This is a genomic window from Rubripirellula lacrimiformis, assembly GCF_007741535.1.
In the GTDB taxonomy this organism is placed as follows: Bacteria; Planctomycetota; Planctomycetia; order Pirellulales; family Pirellulaceae; genus Rubripirellula; species Rubripirellula lacrimiformis.
This window is the reverse complement of sequence record NZ_CP036525.1, coordinates 849,889-870,112: the sequence shown is the minus strand read 5'-3', so window position 1 is coordinate 870,112 and position 20,224 is coordinate 849,889. Positions and strand designations below refer to the sequence as shown.

The window sequence follows — 20,224 nt, the reverse complement described above, 5'->3', positions numbered from 1 at the left end:
TATGAATACTGGATCCAACATCGGAAAAGTCTATTTAATCGGCGCAGGCCCTGGTGATGCGGGGCTGATCACTCTCCGGGGGGCAGAGCTCCTAGCCCGCTGCGATGTCGTGCTCTACGACGGCCTCAGCAATACCGAATTGCTGGCCCACGCGGCTTCGGCAGAGCACATAAGTGTGGGAAAACACGGGCAAACTCGCATTTGGCGACAACCCGAGATCATCGACGAAATGCTGCGTCATGCGCAGGCCGGACGCGTCGTCGCTCGGCTCAAAGGGGGCGATCCGGCAGTTTTCGCCCGCACGGCCGAGGAAGTTGACGCGTTGAAGGCCGCTCAGATTCCTTTCGAAATTGTTCCCGGAATTACCGCCGCTTTGGCCGCCGGTTCCTTCGCCGGGATCCCGGTGACGCACCGCGGGCTGGCTTCGGCGGTCGCTTTGGTGACCGGACACGAGGAACCGGGCAAGGCCCAATCGGCTCTGGACTGGGACGCGCTGGCCAGATTCCCGGGCACTTTGGTCGTCTACATGGGCGTCACCACGGCCGAGGCCTGGACCACGGCACTGATCGCCGCCGGGAAGCCAGCCGACACGCCGGTCGCCCTGGTTCGCCGCTGCAGCCTGCCCGATCAACAATCGATCCACTGCCGATTGGACGAAGTCGCCGACCGACTGACTCCCGCTAGCAAGTTCCGCCCGCCAGTGATCGTGATCATCGGCCCGGTGACTGAATTGGCCGAATCCATGGACTGGGTCAGCCACCGGCCCCTGTTCGGAAAGACGGTGATGGTCACCCGACCGGCCGCCCAATCAGCCGAAATGGCATCGCAGCTTCGTGAACTGGGCGCCGAAGTCCTGATCCAACCAGCCATCGAAATCGCCGCCCCCGATGATTGGTCCCAGGTCGATGACGCGATCGATCGTCTCCAAGAGTTTCAAACGATCATCTTCTGCAGCCATAATGCGGTTCGTTTTTTCATCGATCGGATGATCCACCGCGGTGGCGACGTCCGTCGGTTTGCCGGAGCCCAGATCGCCGTGACCGGATCCAAAACCGCCCAATCATTGATGGATTATCACGTTCGCGCCGACACGATCCCAAGCGACTTTCGTGCCGAATCGGTGGTGGAATCGCTGCTGCACGCAGACAACGCCGCCATCGCCGGACAATCGGTTCTGATCGTTCGCGCCGATCGCGGACGCGATGTACTGATGGACCAACTGACCGCCGCCGGGGCGGACGTTGCCGAGATCGCGGCCTACCAGAATCGCGACGTCGATCAGCCGATCGACGGCATGGCGGATCGCATCCAACACGGCGACGTTGACTGGATCACCGTCACCAGCAGCGCCTCGGCCAGCAACCTGCACCGCATGTTCGGCGAATCGCTGCACCACAGTCGAATCGCCAGCCTGTCGCCAATCACGTCAGCGACGATTCGGGCCATGGGATTTTCGGTTCACGCCGAAGCCGATCCCTACACGACCGAGTCGCTGATCGATGCGATCGTCCAAGCCACCTCATCCCCTGATCGAGCCGAAGCATGATTCCGAAACGTTACCAACAGATGCATCAACAACATCCTGAATTGATGCAAGCCTACGAAGCCTTTGGCAAGGCGGCAAAAGAGGCGGGTCCGCTTTCGCCGCGCGAGGTCGCCTTGGTCAAGCTGGCCATATCGTTGGGGTCCGGGCTCGAAGGCGCCGCCCACTCGCACTGCCGCAAAGCACTCGAAGCCGGCTGCACCCCGGACGACCTGCGTCATGTGGCCCTGGTTTCGGCGCCGACGATTGGATTCCCCACCATGATGCGTGCCCGATCCTGGGTCGAAGACGTGATCGCGAAAGCATCGCCCGCCGACCCTGCATGACGAAATGTCTGCATGACGAAATATCTGCGTGACGAAGCCCCTGCATGACGAAGCCCCTTTGTGACCAAGCCCCAGCATGCCCCAGCCGCAACCCGATCCCCCCCCTGAACGACGACTGCTTGGCATCGTGCTGTGCGGTGGCCAATCGACTCGCATGGGACGCGACAAATCCGACCTGCCGCACCCCAGCGGCGGCACCTACCTGGAACAAGCGATCGATCGCCTCGGCCCGCTGTGCGATGGCGTGGCGATCAGCGGTCCGCATGCATCCGATTCGCAAACCCCAGCGGAGCCGCCACGCGATGCCGGAATCACGCGGATCCCGGATCCAGCACGAGCCCCGGATGACGTGGGTGGCGGCCCGGCGGTTGGAATCGCCGCCTCGCTCGGGTACGCACTGGAACACGGCTTCGTTGCCTGCCTATTCACACCGGTCGACACGCCCAATTTAGGTGCCACGGATCTGGCTAAGATCAAAGCCGCCTGGACAAATCACCGGCAATCCGTGATCGCGATGTCCGATCGAATGGAACCGCTGATCGCGATCTATGCGGCATCCCAACGAAACACGATCGCGGAGCTTGCCGAAAGCGAAGACCGCAGCCTATACAGGTTCTTGCAATCCAAGCGGATCCCCTTCACCTGTGTCACACTGGATCGCCAGAAGTGCCACAACATCAACACCCCCGACGAATTCGAAAGCCATGGCCGCTAAGTTTGCTTTTGACCGCCCCGACGACGCCCTGCACGCCTTGGCCGGCCGACTTGCCACCACCCAGGTCCAGCCCGCCATCGAAGTCGGATCCGCGGTCGGGCGAGTGCTGGCCCAGCCGATCGTGGCCGACCGAGACAGCCCGGCCGCCGACGTTTCCGCCATGGACGGCTATGCGATCCGCATCCACCAACTGCAAACCAGTCGGCCCATCTCCATTTCGGCTCAAGCGGCCCCCGGCCAACCACCACCGGCGATGGTCGAAGACGCCGTTGTTCGGATTTTTACCGGTGCGATGATCCCGCCGGGCGCCGAAGCGGTGATCAAACGCGAGGACACCCAGGAAAGCGGCCACCAAATTCGGCTCAGCGATTCGGCGATGACCACTCGCGTGGGCCAGCACATCCGACGTGCGGGCGAGAACGCGTCGGCTGGCGACCGAGTCATCCCCGCCGGCGTTTCGATCCATGCGGGTCACGTCGCCGCCGCCATCAATTTCTCTTGCTTTGACGTGGACGTATTTGCCCCGGTGAAAGTCAGTGTCGTGACGACGGGTGACGAAGTCGGCATGTTCGTCAACGAATCCCCCAAACCATGGCAACTGCAAAACAGCAACAGCCAAGCGATCGGCAGCCTGCTGCGTCGCCCCTGGATCGACACGGTATCGTCGACCCACTGCGTCGACGACAAAGAAACACTGATCCAGACCTTGACGGATCGATTGGCGGCGTCGGACGCCGTCATTTTGACCGGTGGAGTATCCATGGGGGACTACGATTATGTCCCGGACGTCGTCCGACACGTCGGCGGCAAAGTTGTCTTCCACGGACTGCCGATCCGGCCGGGCAAACCGATCCTGGGCGCCGCGACCCCGGATGGGAAGCTGATCCTAGGACTGCCCGGCAACCCAGTCAGCGCGACGATCGGCTGTCGTCGCATGGCTCTACCGCTCCTGGCAAAGATCAGCGGGCTGAATCAATGGCTACCACCGGCGCCTTTCATCCACCTGGAGGACTGTGGCTACAAAACGCTGCCACTTCACTGGATGAAACTGATCCGGCTAACGACTTCCGGGACCGCTGAAATCGTCCCCAGCCAGGGATCCGGCGACCTGGTGTCGATGTCTCACAGCGACGGCTTCGTGGAAGTCCCCCCCACCGTCGCCGACCAATCCCCCAACCCCAGCGGCCCCTGGCCATTCTACCCCTGGTAGCCTTCGCACCAAAGCAACGCCACAACAGCCGGTGAAAAAGCGATTTCGGTAGCCACAAACGCTCCGGGGCGCGATGCCCACGCGGCAAAACAAAGGCAAACGCCATGATCGGCGGTTCGGCAGCGAGTGATGAAACGCCCGGGGCGTCGTTGTCACGAACACCAACGTTGGACCAGCGGTGCGGATGAAGTAGGCCGGATGAAGGAGCGCAGCGACGCCCATCCGGCAATTGTGCATTCCCGTGCTACGACACGGATGGGACGTGGGTGATGAAACGTTCGGGGCGCTGTTGTTACGAACACCAACGTTGGACCAGGAGGGCGGTGGCCGAAACTCTTGGCGAGTTGCGCTACGAGTTTGTGCAACGAGTTTGGCGAACGCGAGTTTGGCGACGCGAGTTTGGCGACGCGAGTTTGGCGAACGCGAGTATGTCGAACGCGAAGGTTGAAATTGCGATTCTGTGCGCGCACGAAAAAACCCGCTTTGGCTGGCGACGTGCCAAAGCGGGTCTTTCGCTGATATGTTGGTGATGAAGCTCGCCCGAGGGCGGTGTTTTCTGTTGAGTCAGTTGGAGTGTCATTTTCACAGATTCGATGATCTCGGTCACCCGAGAACACCATATTCTAAGAATCCTTAGAAAGGAGGTGATCCAGCCGCAGGTTCCCCTACGGCTACCTTGTTACGACTTAGTCCCAATTGTCGAACTGACCTTCGGCGCCTGCCTCCCGTGAGGGTTAGCTTAACGACTTCGGGCCCTTCCAACTTTCGTGGCTTGACGGGCGGTGTGTACAAGGCTCAGGAACACATTCACCGTAGTATGCTGACCTACGATTACTAGCGATTCCGGCTTCATGCAGGCGAGTTGCAGCCTGCAATCCGAACTGAGGTACGGTTTCTAGGATTTGCTCCACCTCGCGGCTTAGCGTCCGTTTGTCCGTACCATTGTAGGACGTGTGCAGCCCTAGACATAAAGGCCATGAGGACTTGACGTCATCCCCACCTTCCTCCGGTTTGACACCGGCAGTCTCTTTAGAGTCCCCGGCATTACCCGCTGGCAACTAAAGATAAGGGTTTCGCTCGTTAAGGGACTTAACCCGACATCTCACGACACGAGCTGACGACAGCCATGCAGCACCTGTGCAAGAGCTCCCCGAAGGGCACTCTCTACTTTCATAGAGGTTCTCAAGCATGTCAAATCTAGGATAAGGTTCTTCGCGTAGCCTCGAATTAAGCCACATCCTCCACCGCTTGTGTGAGCCCCCGTCAATTCCTTTGAGTTTCAGCCTTGCGACCATACTCCCCAGGCGGAATACTTAACGCTTTCGCTACGGCCGAGAGGATGTGAAAGTCCCCTCAACCCAGTATTCATCGTTTACGGCTAGGACTACCGGGGTATCTAATCCCGTTCGCTACCCTAGCTTTCGTGCCTCAGCGTCAGAAAAGATCCAGTGATGCGCTTTCGCCACCGGTGTTCCCTATGATATCAACGCATTTCACCGCTCCACCATAAGTTCCCATCACCCCTATCTTCCTCGAGCTTGGGGGTTTGAAACGCAATTCCACGGTTGAGCCGTGGGCTTTCACATCTCACCTACCAAGCCGCCTACGCACGCTTTAAGCCCAGTGATACCGAATAACGTTTGGACGGTTCGTCTTACCGCGGCTGCTGGCACGAACTTAGCCCGTCCTTCCTCTGAAGATCGGTCAACCATGAGAGAGTGCCCTCATGGATTTCCTTCCAACTGACAGCGGTTTACAACCCGAGGGCCTTCATCCCGCACGCGGCATCGCTCGGTCAGACTTTCGTCCATTGCCGAAGATTCTCGACTGCAGCCATCCGTAGATGTCTGGGCAGTGTCTCAGTCCCAGTGAGCCGGGCCATGCTCTCACACCCGGTAACCATCGCAGCCTTGGTGGGCCATTACCCCGCCAACAAGCTAATAGTACGCGGTCCGATCTCAGAGCGGAATCACACCATTTGATCCGTAGATATTATCCGGTATTACTAGCAGTTTCCCGCTACTATCCCAGTCTCCGAGGTACATAACCACGCGTTACTCTCCCTTTCGCCACTGTCCCTTCGCTTAGCAAGCTAATTGAAGTTCTCGTGCGACTTGCATGCCTAATCCATGCCGCCAACGTTCATTCTGAGCCAGGATCAAACCCTTCAATTTTGTATTGATTCACCAGTGCGACCGAAGTCACACCGGGAGAAAGCAAAGTTAAAACCGATAAGCTGATCTGGTCTGGAGCCTCGGTAAAGACTCCAGCGATTCGCCATTTTTTCGCTTCATCTGTGGCGGGCAAGCCCGCCGCAGAATCACGAGAAATGACCTCGCAAATCTGAACTCAACAGAAGTTTCATCACCAAATTGTCAAAGATCAATTAGCTTGGCACTCTGCCCTTGGTCGCTGCGACCAAGTCGTGTGCCAAACCTGAGGCGGGAATATTGCCGTTTGGACGCCCGACGTCAAGGGCGTTGGAGGAGCTTTTCATAAATTCGCTCGCAGGATTCGATGAAAACGCGTTTTTCCCCGCTCTCAGCGAGGTAAACGCGTCTAGAAAACTTCCAGAACTTCTTCCCCACAACCTCTTGGACAGTCCCTGTGAGACCGTTTCGGCGCGATTCAACCGACCGCCGAGGCCGATTTCCGCCTCCATCCGCGGGCACCGCGACGAACGGCGACCCGCCAGACCCCGAATCGAAGGTTGCGGCGGCACACTTCCCAGCCACCGCAGCGGCATTCATGCCCCAACACCAGTCAATGACTCCCTGAATCGATGACTCCCGACTTGGCTGGTCCCAGATCACGGGAAGCTGCAGTACCACGAGTCTCTGCCATCAACCCCCCGAAGACAAACCGGAGATTCAAAGGGGCAAACGCGATCGGATCAGCCAACGCGGGTCGATGCGGCTGCACGGCTGTGCGCCCTCGGCGCGAGAAAGACGCGACGGAACAACGGCCGCCCATAACGGCCCGCCCACAGCTGGCCGGGCAATGATTGCGGTCGCCCGCGGATTGCGAGACACATAGACGTGCAGGGTGGTGCCATTTGCCGGACAGGCCTTTAATGTGCGAACTGGCGTTACTTTTGAGATGCCCAGTCAAGATCTGCCGACCTCTCGTGGTGACCGATTGTTTGTTCTGCGTTCCTTCTTAGCTACGACTCCTTCCAAGCTGGCCCGTGGATGGCGTCTGGGAACAACGGGCCGCTGGTCGCTGCTGGCCGCCCTGGTCGGATTACTGGTTGGCGCCTGCTGTATCGTCTTTGACGTGCTGACCCAACTGATCAGCGAATTCGTGCTGTTTCGTCTGACCTGGTTCGACGATATCTCTGCCGATGGCGAAGCAAGCTTGTTCTCCAATACGGAGGCTTCCGACTTGACCCCGGTCCTATGGGGCGTGGTCCTGGTCATGACGGTCGGCGGTTTTGTGTCAGGCTGGCTGGTGTACCGGTTTTGCCCAGAAGCCGCTGGCGCAGGGACCGACGCATCCGCAGACGCCTTTCACCAACAACGGGGAATGGTGCGAGCACGCGTCGTGGTGGTCAAAACATTGGCGTCCGCGATCACGCTGGGAACTGGCGGATCGGGTGGGCGAGAAGGCCCGATCGCTCAGATCGGCGCCGCCATCGGATCGTCCATTGCCAACAAAGTGGGTTTATCGGTTCGCGATCGACGCATCCTGTTGGCAGCCGGCATGGGGGCGGGAGTGGGGGCGATGTTCCGCGCGCCGCTAGCCGGGGCCATCTTTGCCGCAGAGATCCTGTATAGCGATTCGGACATGGAAGCGGACGTGATCGTGCCCTCGGCAATCGCGTCGATCGTCGGCTACAGCGTCTATACCCAGTCGCTGCCAGCGGAAGTTCGCTTCGAGCCTTTATTTGGGCAGCAGTTGGCCAGTTCGTTTTCCAGCCCTCTGGAACTGATGCCGTACACCTTGCTGACGGTGGTCCTGCTGGCCCTGGCCGGCATCTACGTCAAACTTTTTCACGGATCTCAAGCGGCGTTTGCCAAAATGCCGGGGCCGGCCGGTTTGCGACCGGGCGTGGGAGCGTGTTTGGCCGGGCTGCTGGGAGTCCTGACCTATGTGATCGCCATTCAGTGGATGCACGACGACGCCGGACAATCGCTGGGGGTACTGGGGACGGGCTACGGAATCCTGCAAGCATCCCTGACCAACGCTTCGGAACTTTCGTTCGGCGTTTTGCTGTTGGTGTGCATCGGGAAGGCATTGACCACGTCGATGACCATCGGCAGCGGAGGAAGCGGTGGCGTGTTCGGCCCATCGTTGGTGATCGGGGGTTGCGCCGGCGCTGCATTCGGCAAATGTTGCGAAGCCTGGCTGCCCGGAATCTCGCCTAGCCCCGAAGCCTGTGCGATTGTCGGCATGGCTGGATTCTTTGCCGGCGTCGCCCGGGCCCCGATCTCGACCATCCTGATTGTCCGCGAACTGACCGGCGACTTTGCACTGCTGGCACCCACCCTATTTGTCACCACGCTGATGTTCTTGATGGCCGGTCGATTCGCCATCTACAAGAAACAGGTCTCCACCCGATTGGAATCGCCGGCGCACCGCGGCGATTTCTTGGTCGATGTGCTGGAGGGCCTTCGTGTGCAGGACGTTTATCGCCACGATCGGAAAATCACGACTTTTCCCGAAGGGGCGACGCTGGACGACATCGTGCACCGGTTGGCCAAGACCACCCAGCACTACTTCCCGGTCGTTGACCAGGACGACAGCATGGTCGGCATTTTTTCGGATGACGATGTCAGGCGGTACCTGTATGACGAAGCGATTTGGCGGCTAGCCAATGCCGAAGACGTGATGGTCAGCGATTTCGTTCGCGTATCGCCCAACGACGACCTGCACGACGCCCTGCAAAAGTTCACCGCCATGAATCTGGACGAACTTCCCGTGATCGACGAAGACAACCCCGGAAAATTGCTGGGCTTTCTAAGACGCAAAGAAACGATCGCCGCGTACAACCGACGAATCCTGCAACGCCGCCGCGAAGTCGAACAGCACACGTAATGCCGTCGCCTTGCCTCGCGCTGAATCACTCGAAACCGCGAATCACTCGAAATCCGCGTCCAACACGACCCGGTATCGAGCCTTTCCGTCGGCAACATGCTGGAACGCTTCGTTGATCTTGCTCATCGGAAAGTGTTCGGTCTTGGGGGCGATGTCATGCCTTGCCGCAAAGTCCATCATCTCCGTAATCCCCACGGGGGACCCCGTGGGCGACGCGCCGATGCTGCCCTGGCGGGTGATCAACGAAAAAATGGACACCGGAATCGGTTCCAACACCGCGCCGACGACATGCATCCGGCCGTTCGGAGCCAACGAAGCGATGTACGCGTCCCAGTCCAAAGAGACGTTCACCGCGATGATCAATAGATCCAACGTTTTTTCGAGCTCCATGATCGCGTCAGAGTCCCGCGAAGACACCACATGATGGGCGCCGAATTCGCGAGCCTCGTCAAACTTATCTTGGCTGGACGTGAACGCCGTCACCTCACATCCGTACGCAGCGGCAAACTTGATGGCCAAGTGCCCCAAGCCGCCAATTCCGACCACGCCTACGCGGCTTTGCGGAGTCGCATAAGCAGCGATGGGGTTAAAGACGGTGATGCCGCCACACAACAAAGGACCGGCATCCGCAAAATTCAGCCCCTCGGGCAATGGGATCGTCCAGGCCCAATGAGCCCGCATGGAATTCGCGAACCCACCGTAGTGACCGGCAATCGTCGGCTGAGCTTCGTTACAGAGGTGATGCTCCCCCGACATGCACTGTCGGCAATGCATGCAACTGTCGCTCGTCCACCCCACTCCCACTCGCTGGCCCACCGTCAAGCCTTTCGCCTGTGGCCCCAAAGCGGTCACACGGCCAATCGCTTCGTGCCCCAGCACGGCGGGATAGGACGACATTCCCCACTCGTTTTCCCACATCGATAGATCCGAATGGCAAACACCACAATGCTCTACCGCGATCTCGACCTCTTCCGGCCCCAGTGGTTCTCGGGAAAGCGATTGCTTCGTGAATGGCGATCCGGCTTCGGTAGCCACCCAGGCTTCGTAGGTCATGTGCAAATCCGTTCGATTCGGTTGGATGAAAGGTGGAGGATAGAGAGAGATAGAGAAGGCTCTGCCGCGCCCGCTCGCCCATCCATAGAGGAACAAGCAAGCGGTTGAACCCAGCGGACGACAGCAGCAGCTTCCGTGCCAACTGCGAATCATTGTAGGGAACGGAAAACCACGGTGCGACGAAAGAGACGGGCGTCAGCAACCAGAGCGGGAAACGCACCGCAGCCGCTTGCATGCTGGCGTTACGCCTGACCGATCCGCTGCGCGGTGTGTGAGAAGAATGGAGGGGCGAATTCGCTTGGACGGGCGGCCCCAGGGAAAGAGCCGCCCCCGCACCGCCCGCACCGCCCGCACCGCCCGCACCGCCCGCACCGCCCGCACCGCCCGCACCGCCCGCACCGCCCGCACCGCTCTGGGAGAGAAAAGACGAGGCCAGAATCGTTGAACTAGAAATCCGATCGTTCTGGTGGCGGAGTGGGCCGGGCGCGGGTTTCGGCCGTGGCGCTGGGTTAGAATTGCACACCGAATCCCGCACCGAACGGATTCATTCGGTGCGACCGGCCACCCAGGCGGTTCGCCGGTTCCCACCTTGCCCCCCGCACCCTTCCCCACCTTGCACCCTTCCCCACCTTGCATCAGGAAAGCCTTCTATGACACGTCACGCGATCTCGCGGCGCCAAGTTCTCACCACGATCGGGGCCCACAGCGCCATCCTGCCTCTAGCTAGCTTGACTGCCCCGCTGTCTGCGTTTGCAGCCGATGCATCCCAGCCGATGAATCGGTTCCCTCGAATGGTGCAAGAGTTCTTGGTAAGCCAAGCTCGCGCGTCCGAGCAGCGTCACCTGAAACGCCTGAACCAGCTGGAAACCCAAGCAGACGCCGAAGCGTATGTTCGCGACGCGAAAACACGGATTCGGCAATCGTTCGGCGCCGATCCCGATCGCACTCCACTGAATCCACGGGTAACCGGCACGGTCGAGCGAGACGGCTACCGGATCGAGAACGTCATTTTTGAAAGCCGCCCGGGTTTTCCCGTGACCGCCAACCTGTACATCCCCGCTGGGCAAACCGAGCCGATGCCGGCGGTGGTGGGCACCTGCGGTCATTCGCACAACGGCAAGGCCGAGGTTGCCTACCAATCGTTTGCACAGGGATTGGCTCGGCTGGGGTACGTTTGCCTGATTTTTGATCCGATCGGCCAAGGCGAACGACTGCAATACGCCAACGACGAACTCAAATCTGACGTCGGTGTCGGAGTTCGCGAGCACCTGCTGGCCGGGAACCAGCAATTCTTGGTCGGCGAATTCTTCGGCTCGTGGCGTGCCTGGGACGGAATCCGTGCGCTCGACTACCTGCGGACACGGCCCGAAGTCGACAAGCAGCGGATTGGCGTTACCGGCAATTCGGGCGGCGGCACGATGACGACGTGGCTGTGCGGCCTGGATTCACGCTGGGCGATGGCCGCACCCAGCTGTTTTGTGACCACATTCCGCCGCAACCTGGAAAACGAACTCCCCCAAGACACCGAACAGTGCCCGCCGTCGGCCTTCGCCCTGGACCTGGATCACGCCGATTTCCTTGCCGCGATGGCCCCCAAACCCATTGTCATCCTGGCCAAAGAACGCGATTTCTTTGACGTTCGCGGCGCGGAAGAAACGTACGCACGGCTGCGTCGGCTGTACCGATTGCTGGGCGCCGAAGACAACGTGGCCCTGTTTGTTGGCCCCACCGGCCACGGTTATTCGCTGGAAAACCGCGAAGCCATGTATTCCTGGTTCCACCGGGCTGCCGGCATGACGGCCGAAGAAACCGACCGAACCTTCGACGGGGCACTGCATGCATCGGCCGATGTCGAATTTGCGGCCGAGCCTGAAATCACGATCGAAGCCGACCAGACCCTGTGGTGCACCCCCGAAGGCCAGGTCAGTGTCGATGCGAACACCAAAACCGTGTTCGATTTCACTCGCGAAAAATCGCAGCAGTTTGCGGCTGAACGAAAACCCCTCGCCCCGACGCAGCTTCGACAGGTCGTTCGCGATGCACTGAAACTGCCTCCGAACACCCCCAAAGCACCCGATTACCGAAACTGGAACTACCTGAAGGCGCGCGACTATCCCACCAAATTCGCAGCCGCCTACACCGTCGACACCGAACCGGGAATCCAAGCCATCGTTTATCGGCTGATGGACCAGCGTTGGCTTTCCCGTCCGCCACGTACCGGCAAACACGCCACGCTGTACCTATCGCACCTGTCCAGCGACCAGGAACTACGCGACGAACCGCTGATTCGCGAAATGGTCCAAGCAGATCCGGAAACACCGTTCTTTGCCTGCGATGTTCGCGGGATAGGCGAATCCCTGCCCGGCACCAGCGAACCGGGAACGTTCCACTCTCCCTATGGCAGCGACTATCTGTACGCGATCCACAGCCTGATGCTCGACCGCCCCTACGTCGGCCAGCGGACGTTCGATGCACTGCGAGTCCTCGACTGGCTGGCCTCGCTCGGCCACACCGAGGTTCATTTGGTAGGACGCGGCTGGGGATCACTGCCGGCCACCTTTGCGGCGGTTCTTTCCGACCACGTAACCCGCGTGACACTGAAAAACGCGCTGACGTCGTATTCCGACGTCGCCCAGACCGAGCGTTATGGATGGCCGCTGTCGACCTTGCTGCCCAACGCGCTGGACAAATTCGATCTCCCCGATTGCTACGACCAGCTTGTGGCCAAGCAACTCAAACAGATCGATCCCTGGGGCCCCGAAGCCAAGGGATTCTAATCCGGACAGCCCGCAGCCGATTTGCCCGTTTCGGCTGCGGCAAGATGCGAAAAAACGGCGCTGCGAAGCATACCGCCGCACGTTTCAGTCGGTTTTCCGCAGCGAAACTCGCCAACGATTTGTCGATTTGATGAGCCGCTAGGCGATAGCCTCGGTTACCGCACCCAAGAACCGGGGGTTATCGCCCAAACGGCTAACATCCAACCCAGAAACTGGATTCAATCGGCAAAACGCCAAAAGCTGCGGCCAATGGGCGTGGCTGATCGTCGAAAGTCTTGACGACTTCCGCTACGAAAACGATCGCACACCAACGCCCGCGGTTTCCGGAGTGGCCGGCCCTCACGCCCAGAAACACCCCGCAGAAGCACCCGCCCCCTCCACCTCGGGGGCACGCCGAGCCAATCCAGGGCGTATCAGCCCAGATCCGGCTCTCAATTGGGTATCCAGGGCCTGCCGCTGACGCCCTGATCTGCTGGCGACCAAAGTGCTCGCAAACCGATCGTGACTCCTCCTCACTCTCCCAATCGTCGCACTTTGCCAACCGCCACGAATGCGAACCAAATGAATTTTCACACTTCTTGAAATGCTTCCAACAGCAAGCAGAACCCTCAGAACCCCGTGTTTTACGCACTTTTCGATGCGACTACCGCGGCACCCACGGCCCCAACCGTGCCAACTTCGCGAAATACTTTTGAAAACAACCCCGTACGTTGTTGACGCCAGAGTCTGGCCGCTCTATCTTTCCGCTCCCGCTGAGAAATCAACCGGCCGACTTCTTCACCTCGAAGAAACTGGCCGGCTGTTTTCAACGACAGCGACTTCGCTCTTAAGGCCACAAGCCGGCGGCGAAAACTGATATTTGACAATTTGGTTGTTTGGTAGTTGGCATCTAAATAAGAAGCAACTGCGAAGCTTTGGACGACGGACTTCGGTCCGGAATTCGAAGCCTAGTAATATAGTTCTTTAAGAAGCGCGGCTAATGAAAGATCTTCGGATCGGAAGTTAGCCAATAGAATTCTAACATGATTCTGTGCGAGCTTGATGTCGTTCCACTGGCGAAGTCTTCACGGGCTAGTCTTTAAGGGCAGCATCAAGCACATGTGATATCGTTAATTGTAGATAACTAACGAGATTACGGGTTTAGCCAACATTGAAGTAGTTTCGGTTTCGATCGGGGCTGTGTCAATGAAAGCTGAGTTCGGGATTTCGATGGCCAATCTATTAAGGGCACATGGGGGATGTCTTGGCGTTGAAAGAATGAAGGGCGTGGAAGTCTGCGAAAATCTTGGGGGAGCTGACAAACAAGTAATGATCCCGAGGTACCCGACTGCTGCACACTGAATACATAGGTGTGTTAGTAACAACCTGGTGAACTGAAACATCTAAGTAACCAGAGGAAGAGAAAGAAAAATCGATTCCGTCAGTAGCGGCGAGCGAAATCGGAATAGCCCAAACCGAGAGGGTTTCCCTCCCGGGGTTGTAGGACTCCAATATCGGATTGTGTGTTGTTAGTGGAATCTCTTGGAAAGGAGAACCACAGAGGGTGACAGTCCCGTACACGAAAATAAACACACACTGTAGGAGCACCTGAGTAGGTCCAGTCACGTGAAACCTGGACTGAATCGACGGGGACCATCCCGTAAGGCTAAATACTCTTCAACGACCGATAGCGAACCAGTAGCGTGAGTGAACGGTGAGAAGAACCCCTGCTAGGGGAGGAATGTGAACCTGAAACCATGTGCCTACAAGCGGTCGGAGCCCTATGGTCTAGCTTGCTAGAAAATGGGTGACGGCGTGCCTTTTGCATAATGATCCGGCGAGTTGTGGTAAACGGCTTGGTTAAGTCCTTCCGGGACGAAGCCCAAGGGAAACCGAGTCTGAATAGGGCGTATGTCGTTTGCTGCAGACGCGAAACCTGTGTGATCTACCCATGAGCAGGTTGAAGCGCGGGTTAAACTGCGTGGAGGACCGAACCCACTTAGGTTGAAAACTGAGGGGATGACTTGTGGGGAGGACTGAAAGTGTAATCAAACCAGGAGATAGCTCGTTCTCTCCGAAATATCTTGAGGGATAGCGTCGAGTTAATTAGTTACCGGGGGTAGAGAGACTGAATCGGATGGGGGCCCTTCCCAGGGTACCCCACCGAACCAAACTCCGAATACCGGTAGCCGTACCTCGGCAGTCAGTCCCTGGGGGATAAGCTCCAGGGTCGAGAGGGAAACAACCCAGATCGCCTGCTAAGGTCCCGAAGGACCACTTAGTCACTAAGGAAGTTGAAGTGCTGTGACAGCTGGGATGTTGGCTTAGAAGCAGCCACCATTTAAAAAGTGCGTAACAGCTTACCAGTCGAGCATTTCTGCGCCGATAATGAACGGGAGTAAGTGGTACACCGAAGCAGCGGATTCTAGATTTATCTAGAGTGGTAGGAGAGCGCCGATGATCAGATACGAGCCGTACGGTAACGAGCGGTGTCGGGGTCATCGGGTGATTATGCCGGAATGAGTAACGATAAAACAGGTGAGAATCCTGTTCGCCGAAAGCCTAAGGTTTCCTGGGGAAGGCAATTCCGCCCAGGGTTAGCCGGTACCTTACCCGAGGCCGAAAGGCGTAGGGGATGGATAGTGGGTCAATATTCCTACGCCAGGTACACATTCGATGCTGGGACGGCGTCCGGAAAGTGAGCGGTACGACTAGAAATGTCCGTAGCGACCACTGAGGTGTTGGGGGTTAAAAGACCCGACATAAGCCAAGGTATAGCTCGAGAGCACTTAAGTTCTCGAAGTCATTGGAAGGACGTCCAAGAAAAGCAGCTAAGTTATGTGTGTACTTGACCGTACTAAAACTGACACAGGTAGGCGAGATGAGAATTCTAAGGCGCTCGGGAGAACGGTGGTTAAGGAACTCTGCAAAATGGCCCCGTAAGTTCGCGATAAGGGGCGCCCTTGGCGGTTCACGCTGCTGAGGGCCACAGAAAATCGGCTCTAACGACTGTTTATCAAAAACACAGGTCTCTGCTAACACGCAAGTGGATGTATAGAGACTGACGCCTGCCCGGTGCTGGTAGGTTAAGGAAGAAGGTTAGCCTCACGGCGAAGCTTGCGACCGAAGCCCCAGTAAACGGCGGCCCTAACTATGAGGGTCCTAAGGTAGCGAAGTTCCTTGTCGGGTAAGTTCCGACCTGCATGAAAGGCGTAACGATTTGAGCACTGTCTCAACCACCGACCCGGTGAAATTGTAGTTGTGGTGAAGATGCCACATACCCGCGGTTAGACGGAAAGACCCCGTGAACCTTTACTGTAGGCTGATATTGGGTTGAGATATGTTCTGTGTAGGATAGCTGGGAGACTTTGAGATCGGCACGCTAGTGTCGAAGGAGTCGCTGTTGAAATACCAGCCTGGTCATATTTTAATTCTAACTTTGATCCCCTGAATCGGGGCAAAGGACAGTGTCAGTCGGGCAGTTTGACTGGGGCGGTCTCCTCCCAAAGAGTAACGGAGGAGTGCAATGGTACACTCAGCCTGGTCGGTAATCAGGCGTAGAGAGTAAAGTTAGAAGTGTGCTTGACTGCGAGACCCATAAGTCGAGCAGGGACGAAAGTCGGTCTTAGTGATCCGGTAATCCCGAATGGAAGGGTTATCGCTCATCAGATAAAAGGTACTCCGGGGATAACAGGCTTATCGCATCCGAGCGTCCACAGCGGCGATGCGGTTTGGCACCTCGATGTCGGCTCATCACATCCTGGGGGTGTAGAAGCTCCCAAGGGTTTGGCTGTTCGCCAATGAAAGTGGTACGTGAGCTGGGTTCAGACCGTCGTGAGACAGGTCGGTCCCTATCTGCCGTGGGCGTTCAAAACTTGAGGAGATTCAACTTTAGTACGAGAGGATTTAGTTGGACGTAGCTCTGGTGTACCAGTTGTCGCGCTAGCGGCACGGCTGGATAGCTAACTACGGATAGGATAAACGCTGAAAGCATCTAAGCGTGAAGCCCGCTCCGAGATTAGGTTTTGTAAGTCATTGCGACGAAAGTCCCCAAGAAGACGACTTGGTTGATAGGCTGGACGTGTAAGCTCGGTAACGAGTTAAGCTAACCAGTACTAACGGACGAAGGTTTGGCCATCGATATCCCGCACTCAGAATGTTGGAATTCGTGGCTTGAGCCGAGAAGTGAATCAGAAATGATTCAGCAAATGAAGAAGTATAGGTTCAAGCCTGCTTCGAAAAACAACTGTAACCGCATCTTATTTAGCGACGAGTTTGCCTAGGCAAATGAGTCACAACTACCAAACAACACGTCACGATCACGGTGAAATACCCGTGGTCGTGGCTTTCCGGCGACCATATCTTAAAGGTTATACCTGTTCCCATCCCGAACACAGAAGTCAAGCTTTAAGAGCCGATGATAGTGCATACCAGTGCGAAAGTAGGTATTGCCGGATTTTAAAAAACCTTCTTGGAACGCAAGTTCCAAGAAGGTTTTTTTATGCGCGCATCAGGACGAAAGGTCGGTCGCCTGCCAAGCAAACCCGTAGCGAAACTCGCCAAGAGTTTCGGCAGCGACACCCACAGGCCGAAAGTCTTGGCGACTTGCGCTACCGAAGCGCGAAGCCCGTAGCGAAACTCGCCAAGAGTTTCGAAACCGACGCCCACAGGCCGAAAGTCTTGGCGACTTGCGCTACCGAAAGGCGATGCCCGTAGCGAGACTCGCCAAGAGTTTCGGCAGCGCCCCCCCCACCGGCCGAAAGTCTTGGCGACTTGCGCTACCGAAGCGCGATGCCCGTAGCGAGACTCGCCAAGAGTTTCGGCAGCGCCCCCCCCACCGGCCGAAAGTCTTGGCGACTTGCGCTACCGAAGCGCGATGCCCGTAGCGAAACTCGCCAAGAGTTTCGGCAGCGACGCCCACAGGCCGAAAGTCTTGGCGACTTGCGCTACCGAAGCGCGAAACCCGTAACGAGACTCGCCAAGAGTTTCGGTAGCGACATCCACCGGCCGAAAGTCTTGGCGACTTGCGCTACCGAAAGGCTAAACCCGTAGCGAGACTCGCCAAGAGTTTCGGCAGTGACGCCCACCGGCCGAAAGTCTTGGCGACTTGCGCTACCGAAGCGCGAAACCCGTAGCGAGACTCGCCAAGAGTTTCGGTAGCGACACCCACCGGCCGAAAGTCTTGGCGACTTGCGCTACCGAAGCGCGAAGCCCGTAGCGAAACTCGCCAAGAGTTTCGAAACCGACGCCCACAGGCCGAAAGTCTTGGCGACTTGCGCTACCGAAGCGCGAAACCCGTAGCGAAACTCGCCAAGAGTTTCGGCAGCGACGCCCACAGGCCGAAAGTCTTGGCGACTTGCGCTACCGAAGCGCGAAACCCGTAGCGAGACTCGCCAAGAGTTTCGGTAGCGACACCCACAGGCCGAAAGTCTTGGCGACTTGCGCTACCGAAGCGCGAAACCCGTAGCGAGACTCGCCAAGAGTTTCGGCAGCGACACCCACAGGCCGAAAGTCTTGGCGACTTGCGCTACCGAAGCGTGAAACCCGTAGCGAGACTCGCCAAGAGTTCCGAAACCGACGCCCACCGGCCGAAAGTCTTGGCGACTTGCGCTACCGAAGCGCGAAACCCGTAGCGAGACTCGCCAAGAGTTTCGGTAGTAGCGACGCCCACAGGCCGAAAGTCTTGGCGACTTGCGCTACCGGAGGGCGAAACCCGTAGCGAGACTCGCCAAGAGTTTCGGTAGCGACGCCCACAGGCCGAAAGTCTTGGCGACTTGCGCTACCGAAAGGCGAAACCCGTAGCGAGACTCGCCAAGAGTTTCGGTAGCCGGAATGTGTCAACGACATTGAGACAACTTTCTAAACGGTTCAGTGATTGATGCCAGCGCACTTGGGGGCCAGCCCCCAAACCCCCGGGATTTTTTCAGGCATCGCTCGGGTGTTCAAAGGTGTTTTCGGTGGTAAGGTTGATTCGTCCGGTGAAACGGAAGGCGGCTCTGCGGGGACGCAACCGTCCAAGGGATAATCGGATCGAGGGTGCGTCAAAGACGTTTCTTCGGAAGCTCCCGGGCAGGTTGGCTCGGGGGCTTCCCTTTTGCGTTCATCGATTGGTTTGGGAGGGTTGATCCAGACGGCTTTGGGAACACTTGCTGGCTTGGGAATTCCGTGAACGAAACGCTCGGGTGTTTTTTTCCACGCACCATGAAGAGTCTGCGTGCGAGCGGCAGTTACTTCCTCGGCGCGGCCGAAGTGCAACGATGATGGAGTTAGCAACCCGATGCCGCTGTGATAGTGCTCGTTGTTGTACCAGGTGAAAAACGTGCGACAGAACTGCAAGCCGTCTTCGTAACAGCCAAAGCGTTTGGGGAACTCAGGTCGATACTTCATCGTTTTGAATTGGCTTTCCGAGAACGGATTGTCGTTGGAGACGTGCGGTCGGCTGTGTGATTTGGTGACGCCCAGCGAACTGAGTAGCTGCGCGACGCTGTGAGATGTCATCGAAGGTCCCCGGTCGCTGTGAATGATCAGTTGTTCGGGTGGAATGTTCTGCTTGTCGATCGTGGTTTGGATCAGCTGCTTGGCCAAGTCGGCGCTCTCGCTATCGGCCAGCATCCAGCCAACGACGCAGCGGCTGTAGATGTCCAGAATCACGTAGAGGTAGTAGTACGTCCATGTTTCGGGGCCCTTGAGTTTGGTGATGTCCCAAGACCAGACTTCGTTGGGCGCGGTGGCGAGCAGTTCTGGTTTGCGATACTCGGGATGCTTCAGCTGGTTTCGTCGTTCGCGTGTGCTTTGATTGTCGGCCAAGATGCGATACATCGTTCGCACGCTGCACAGGTAGTCGCCCTCGTCGAGCAACTTGGCGTAGACCTGTCGTGGTGACCGATCAGCGAAACGCTCGCTGTTGAGTTGATCAAGTACTTCTTGGCGTTCTTGCGGTGATAGAGCTCGAGCGGGCGCCGGCCTCGGCGCGGCTTGTCGATCGGGGTCGCCGCGACGATAGAACGTCGCACGCGACACATTCATCGCACGGCAAGCCGCCGCGACGCCGACTGTTTCACTCAGTTGTTTGGCGGCTGTCAGTCGTCCTTCTCGTGTGATCGTATCTGCATCATCTCCGAGACTTTTTTTTGGACGTCAATGATCAGCTCGGCGTGGCGGAGCTTCTCCTTGAGCCGCTCGTTCTCACGTTCAAGACGTTTGAGTTGATCGGCTGGTGAAGTTTTGCCGTTAGACTTTTTCGATGATGACAATGATTCCTCCCGCAATTGACGACGCCATTTTGCCAGGACCGAGGAGTAAATTCCCTCGCGTCTGAGCAGCGCCCCGATTTCACCGGGCTCGGTACAGCTTTCGGCCTCCAGGGCGATACGGCGTTTGTAGTCGGCGGTGAAGCGGCGACGGGCCGCTTTCTGTGTCACCTCGGGATCTTTTTCAATTTTTTTGTTGGCGGTATCGGTCATGCGAATGCTCCATGCCCTCAACTCTGATGAAATTCAAAGTTGTCTCACGCATGTTGGCACAGAGGGGCGACGCCCACCGGCCGAAAGTCTTGGCGACTTGCGCTACCGAAGGGCGAAACCC

7 protein-coding genes, 3 rRNA genes and 1 pseudogene are annotated in these 20,224 nt (G+C 57.9%); 8 read left to right on the top strand and 3 right to left on the bottom strand.

The window, feature by feature from the left end; all coding sequences use genetic code 11:
• Position 1 precedes the first annotated feature (1 nt).
• The 4 genes from cobA to K227x_RS03060 all read left to right on the top strand — a co-directional run bounded on the left by cobA (position 2) and on the right by K227x_RS03060 (position 3,794).
• Positions 2 to 1,546: a uroporphyrinogen-III C-methyltransferase gene (cobA, locus tag K227x_RS03075; protein WP_145168022.1), complete on the top strand. Its 1,545-nt coding sequence runs from the start codon at positions 2 to 4 to the stop codon at positions 1,544 to 1,546.
• Positions 1,543 to 1,869 carry a carboxymuconolactone decarboxylase family protein gene (locus K227x_RS03070; RefSeq protein WP_218933740.1) on the top strand — a complete coding sequence of 109 codons (327 nt, stop codon included), beginning with the start codon at positions 1,543 to 1,545 and terminating at the stop codon, positions 1,867 to 1,869. Before cobA ends, K227x_RS03070 begins: the two co-directional genes overlap by 4 nt.
• A 76-nt stretch (positions 1,870 to 1,945) precedes the next feature.
• The gene (locus K227x_RS03065; protein ID WP_145168021.1) at positions 1,946 to 2,584 is read left to right on the top strand and encodes a molybdenum cofactor guanylyltransferase; all 639 of its coding nucleotides are present in this window, start codon (positions 1,946 to 1,948) and stop codon (positions 2,582 to 2,584) included.
• On the top strand, positions 2,574 to 3,794 hold the full coding sequence (locus K227x_RS03060; RefSeq protein ID WP_145168020.1) for a molybdopterin molybdotransferase MoeA: 1,221 nt from the start codon (positions 2,574 to 2,576) through the stop codon (positions 3,792 to 3,794). Before K227x_RS03065 ends, K227x_RS03060 begins: the two co-directional genes overlap by 11 nt.
• A gap of 637 nt (positions 3,795 to 4,431) precedes the next feature.
• On the opposite strand, the gene K227x_RS03055 is transcribed toward K227x_RS03060, so the two are convergent.
• Positions 4,432 to 5,968 (bottom strand): 16S ribosomal RNA (locus K227x_RS03055).
• A gap of 925 nt (positions 5,969 to 6,893) precedes the next feature.
• On the opposite strand from K227x_RS03055, the gene K227x_RS03050 reads away from it, so the two are divergent.
• Positions 6,894 to 8,831: a chloride channel protein gene (locus tag K227x_RS03050; RefSeq protein WP_145168019.1), complete on the top strand. Its 1,938-nt coding sequence runs from the start codon at positions 6,894 to 6,896 to the stop codon at positions 8,829 to 8,831.
• Between the two features lie 42 nt (positions 8,832 to 8,873).
• Here the strand turns inward: K227x_RS03050 and ahr are convergent, their stop codons facing one another.
• A complete protein-coding gene (ahr, locus tag K227x_RS03045; RefSeq protein WP_145168018.1) occupies positions 8,874 to 9,884 on the bottom strand; it encodes an NADPH-dependent aldehyde reductase Ahr in 1,011 nt (336 codons plus the stop codon).
• 650 nt (positions 9,885 to 10,534) lie between these two features.
• Here ahr and K227x_RS03040 point away from each other — a divergent pair.
• From K227x_RS03040 to rrf, 3 genes are all read left to right on the top strand, one after another.
• Complete coding sequence (locus K227x_RS03040; RefSeq protein WP_218933739.1) at positions 10,535 to 12,661, top strand: alpha/beta hydrolase; 2,127 nt, start codon at positions 10,535 to 10,537, stop codon at positions 12,659 to 12,661.
• Positions 12,662 to 13,872: 1,211 nt separating this feature from the next.
• A 23S ribosomal RNA gene (locus K227x_RS03035) occupies positions 13,873 to 16,778 on the top strand.
• 210 nt (positions 16,779 to 16,988) lie between these two features.
• A 5S ribosomal RNA gene (gene rrf / locus K227x_RS03030) occupies positions 16,989 to 17,097 on the top strand.
• Between the two features lie 1,642 nt (positions 17,098 to 18,739).
• On the opposite strand, the pseudogene K227x_RS03025 reads toward rrf, so the two are convergent.
• Positions 18,740 to 20,103 (bottom strand): annotated as a pseudogene (locus tag K227x_RS03025) (IS3 family transposase); the annotation flags it as partial.
• Positions 20,104 to 20,224 lie beyond the last annotated feature (121 nt).

Bases quoted from the DNA above. Each gene is read 5' to 3' on its own strand.
- cobA (WP_145168022.1), top strand. From the start codon at position 2: ATGAATACTGGATCCAACATCGGAAAAGTCTATTTAATCGGCGCAGGC.
- K227x_RS03070 (WP_218933740.1), top strand. From the start codon at position 1,543: ATGATTCCGAAACGTTACCAACAGATGCATCAACAACATCCTGAATTG.
- K227x_RS03065 (WP_145168021.1), top strand. From the start codon at position 1,946: ATGCCCCAGCCGCAACCCGATCCCCCCCCTGAACGACGACTGCTTGGC.
- K227x_RS03060 (WP_145168020.1), top strand. From the start codon at position 2,574: ATGGCCGCTAAGTTTGCTTTTGACCGCCCCGACGACGCCCTGCACGCC.
- K227x_RS03050 (WP_145168019.1), top strand. From the start codon at position 6,894: ATGCCCAGTCAAGATCTGCCGACCTCTCGTGGTGACCGATTGTTTGTT.
- ahr (WP_145168018.1), bottom strand. From the start codon at position 9,884: ATGACCTACGAAGCCTGGGTGGCTACCGAAGCCGGATCGCCATTCACG.
- K227x_RS03040 (WP_218933739.1), top strand. From the start codon at position 10,535: ATGACACGTCACGCGATCTCGCGGCGCCAAGTTCTCACCACGATCGGG.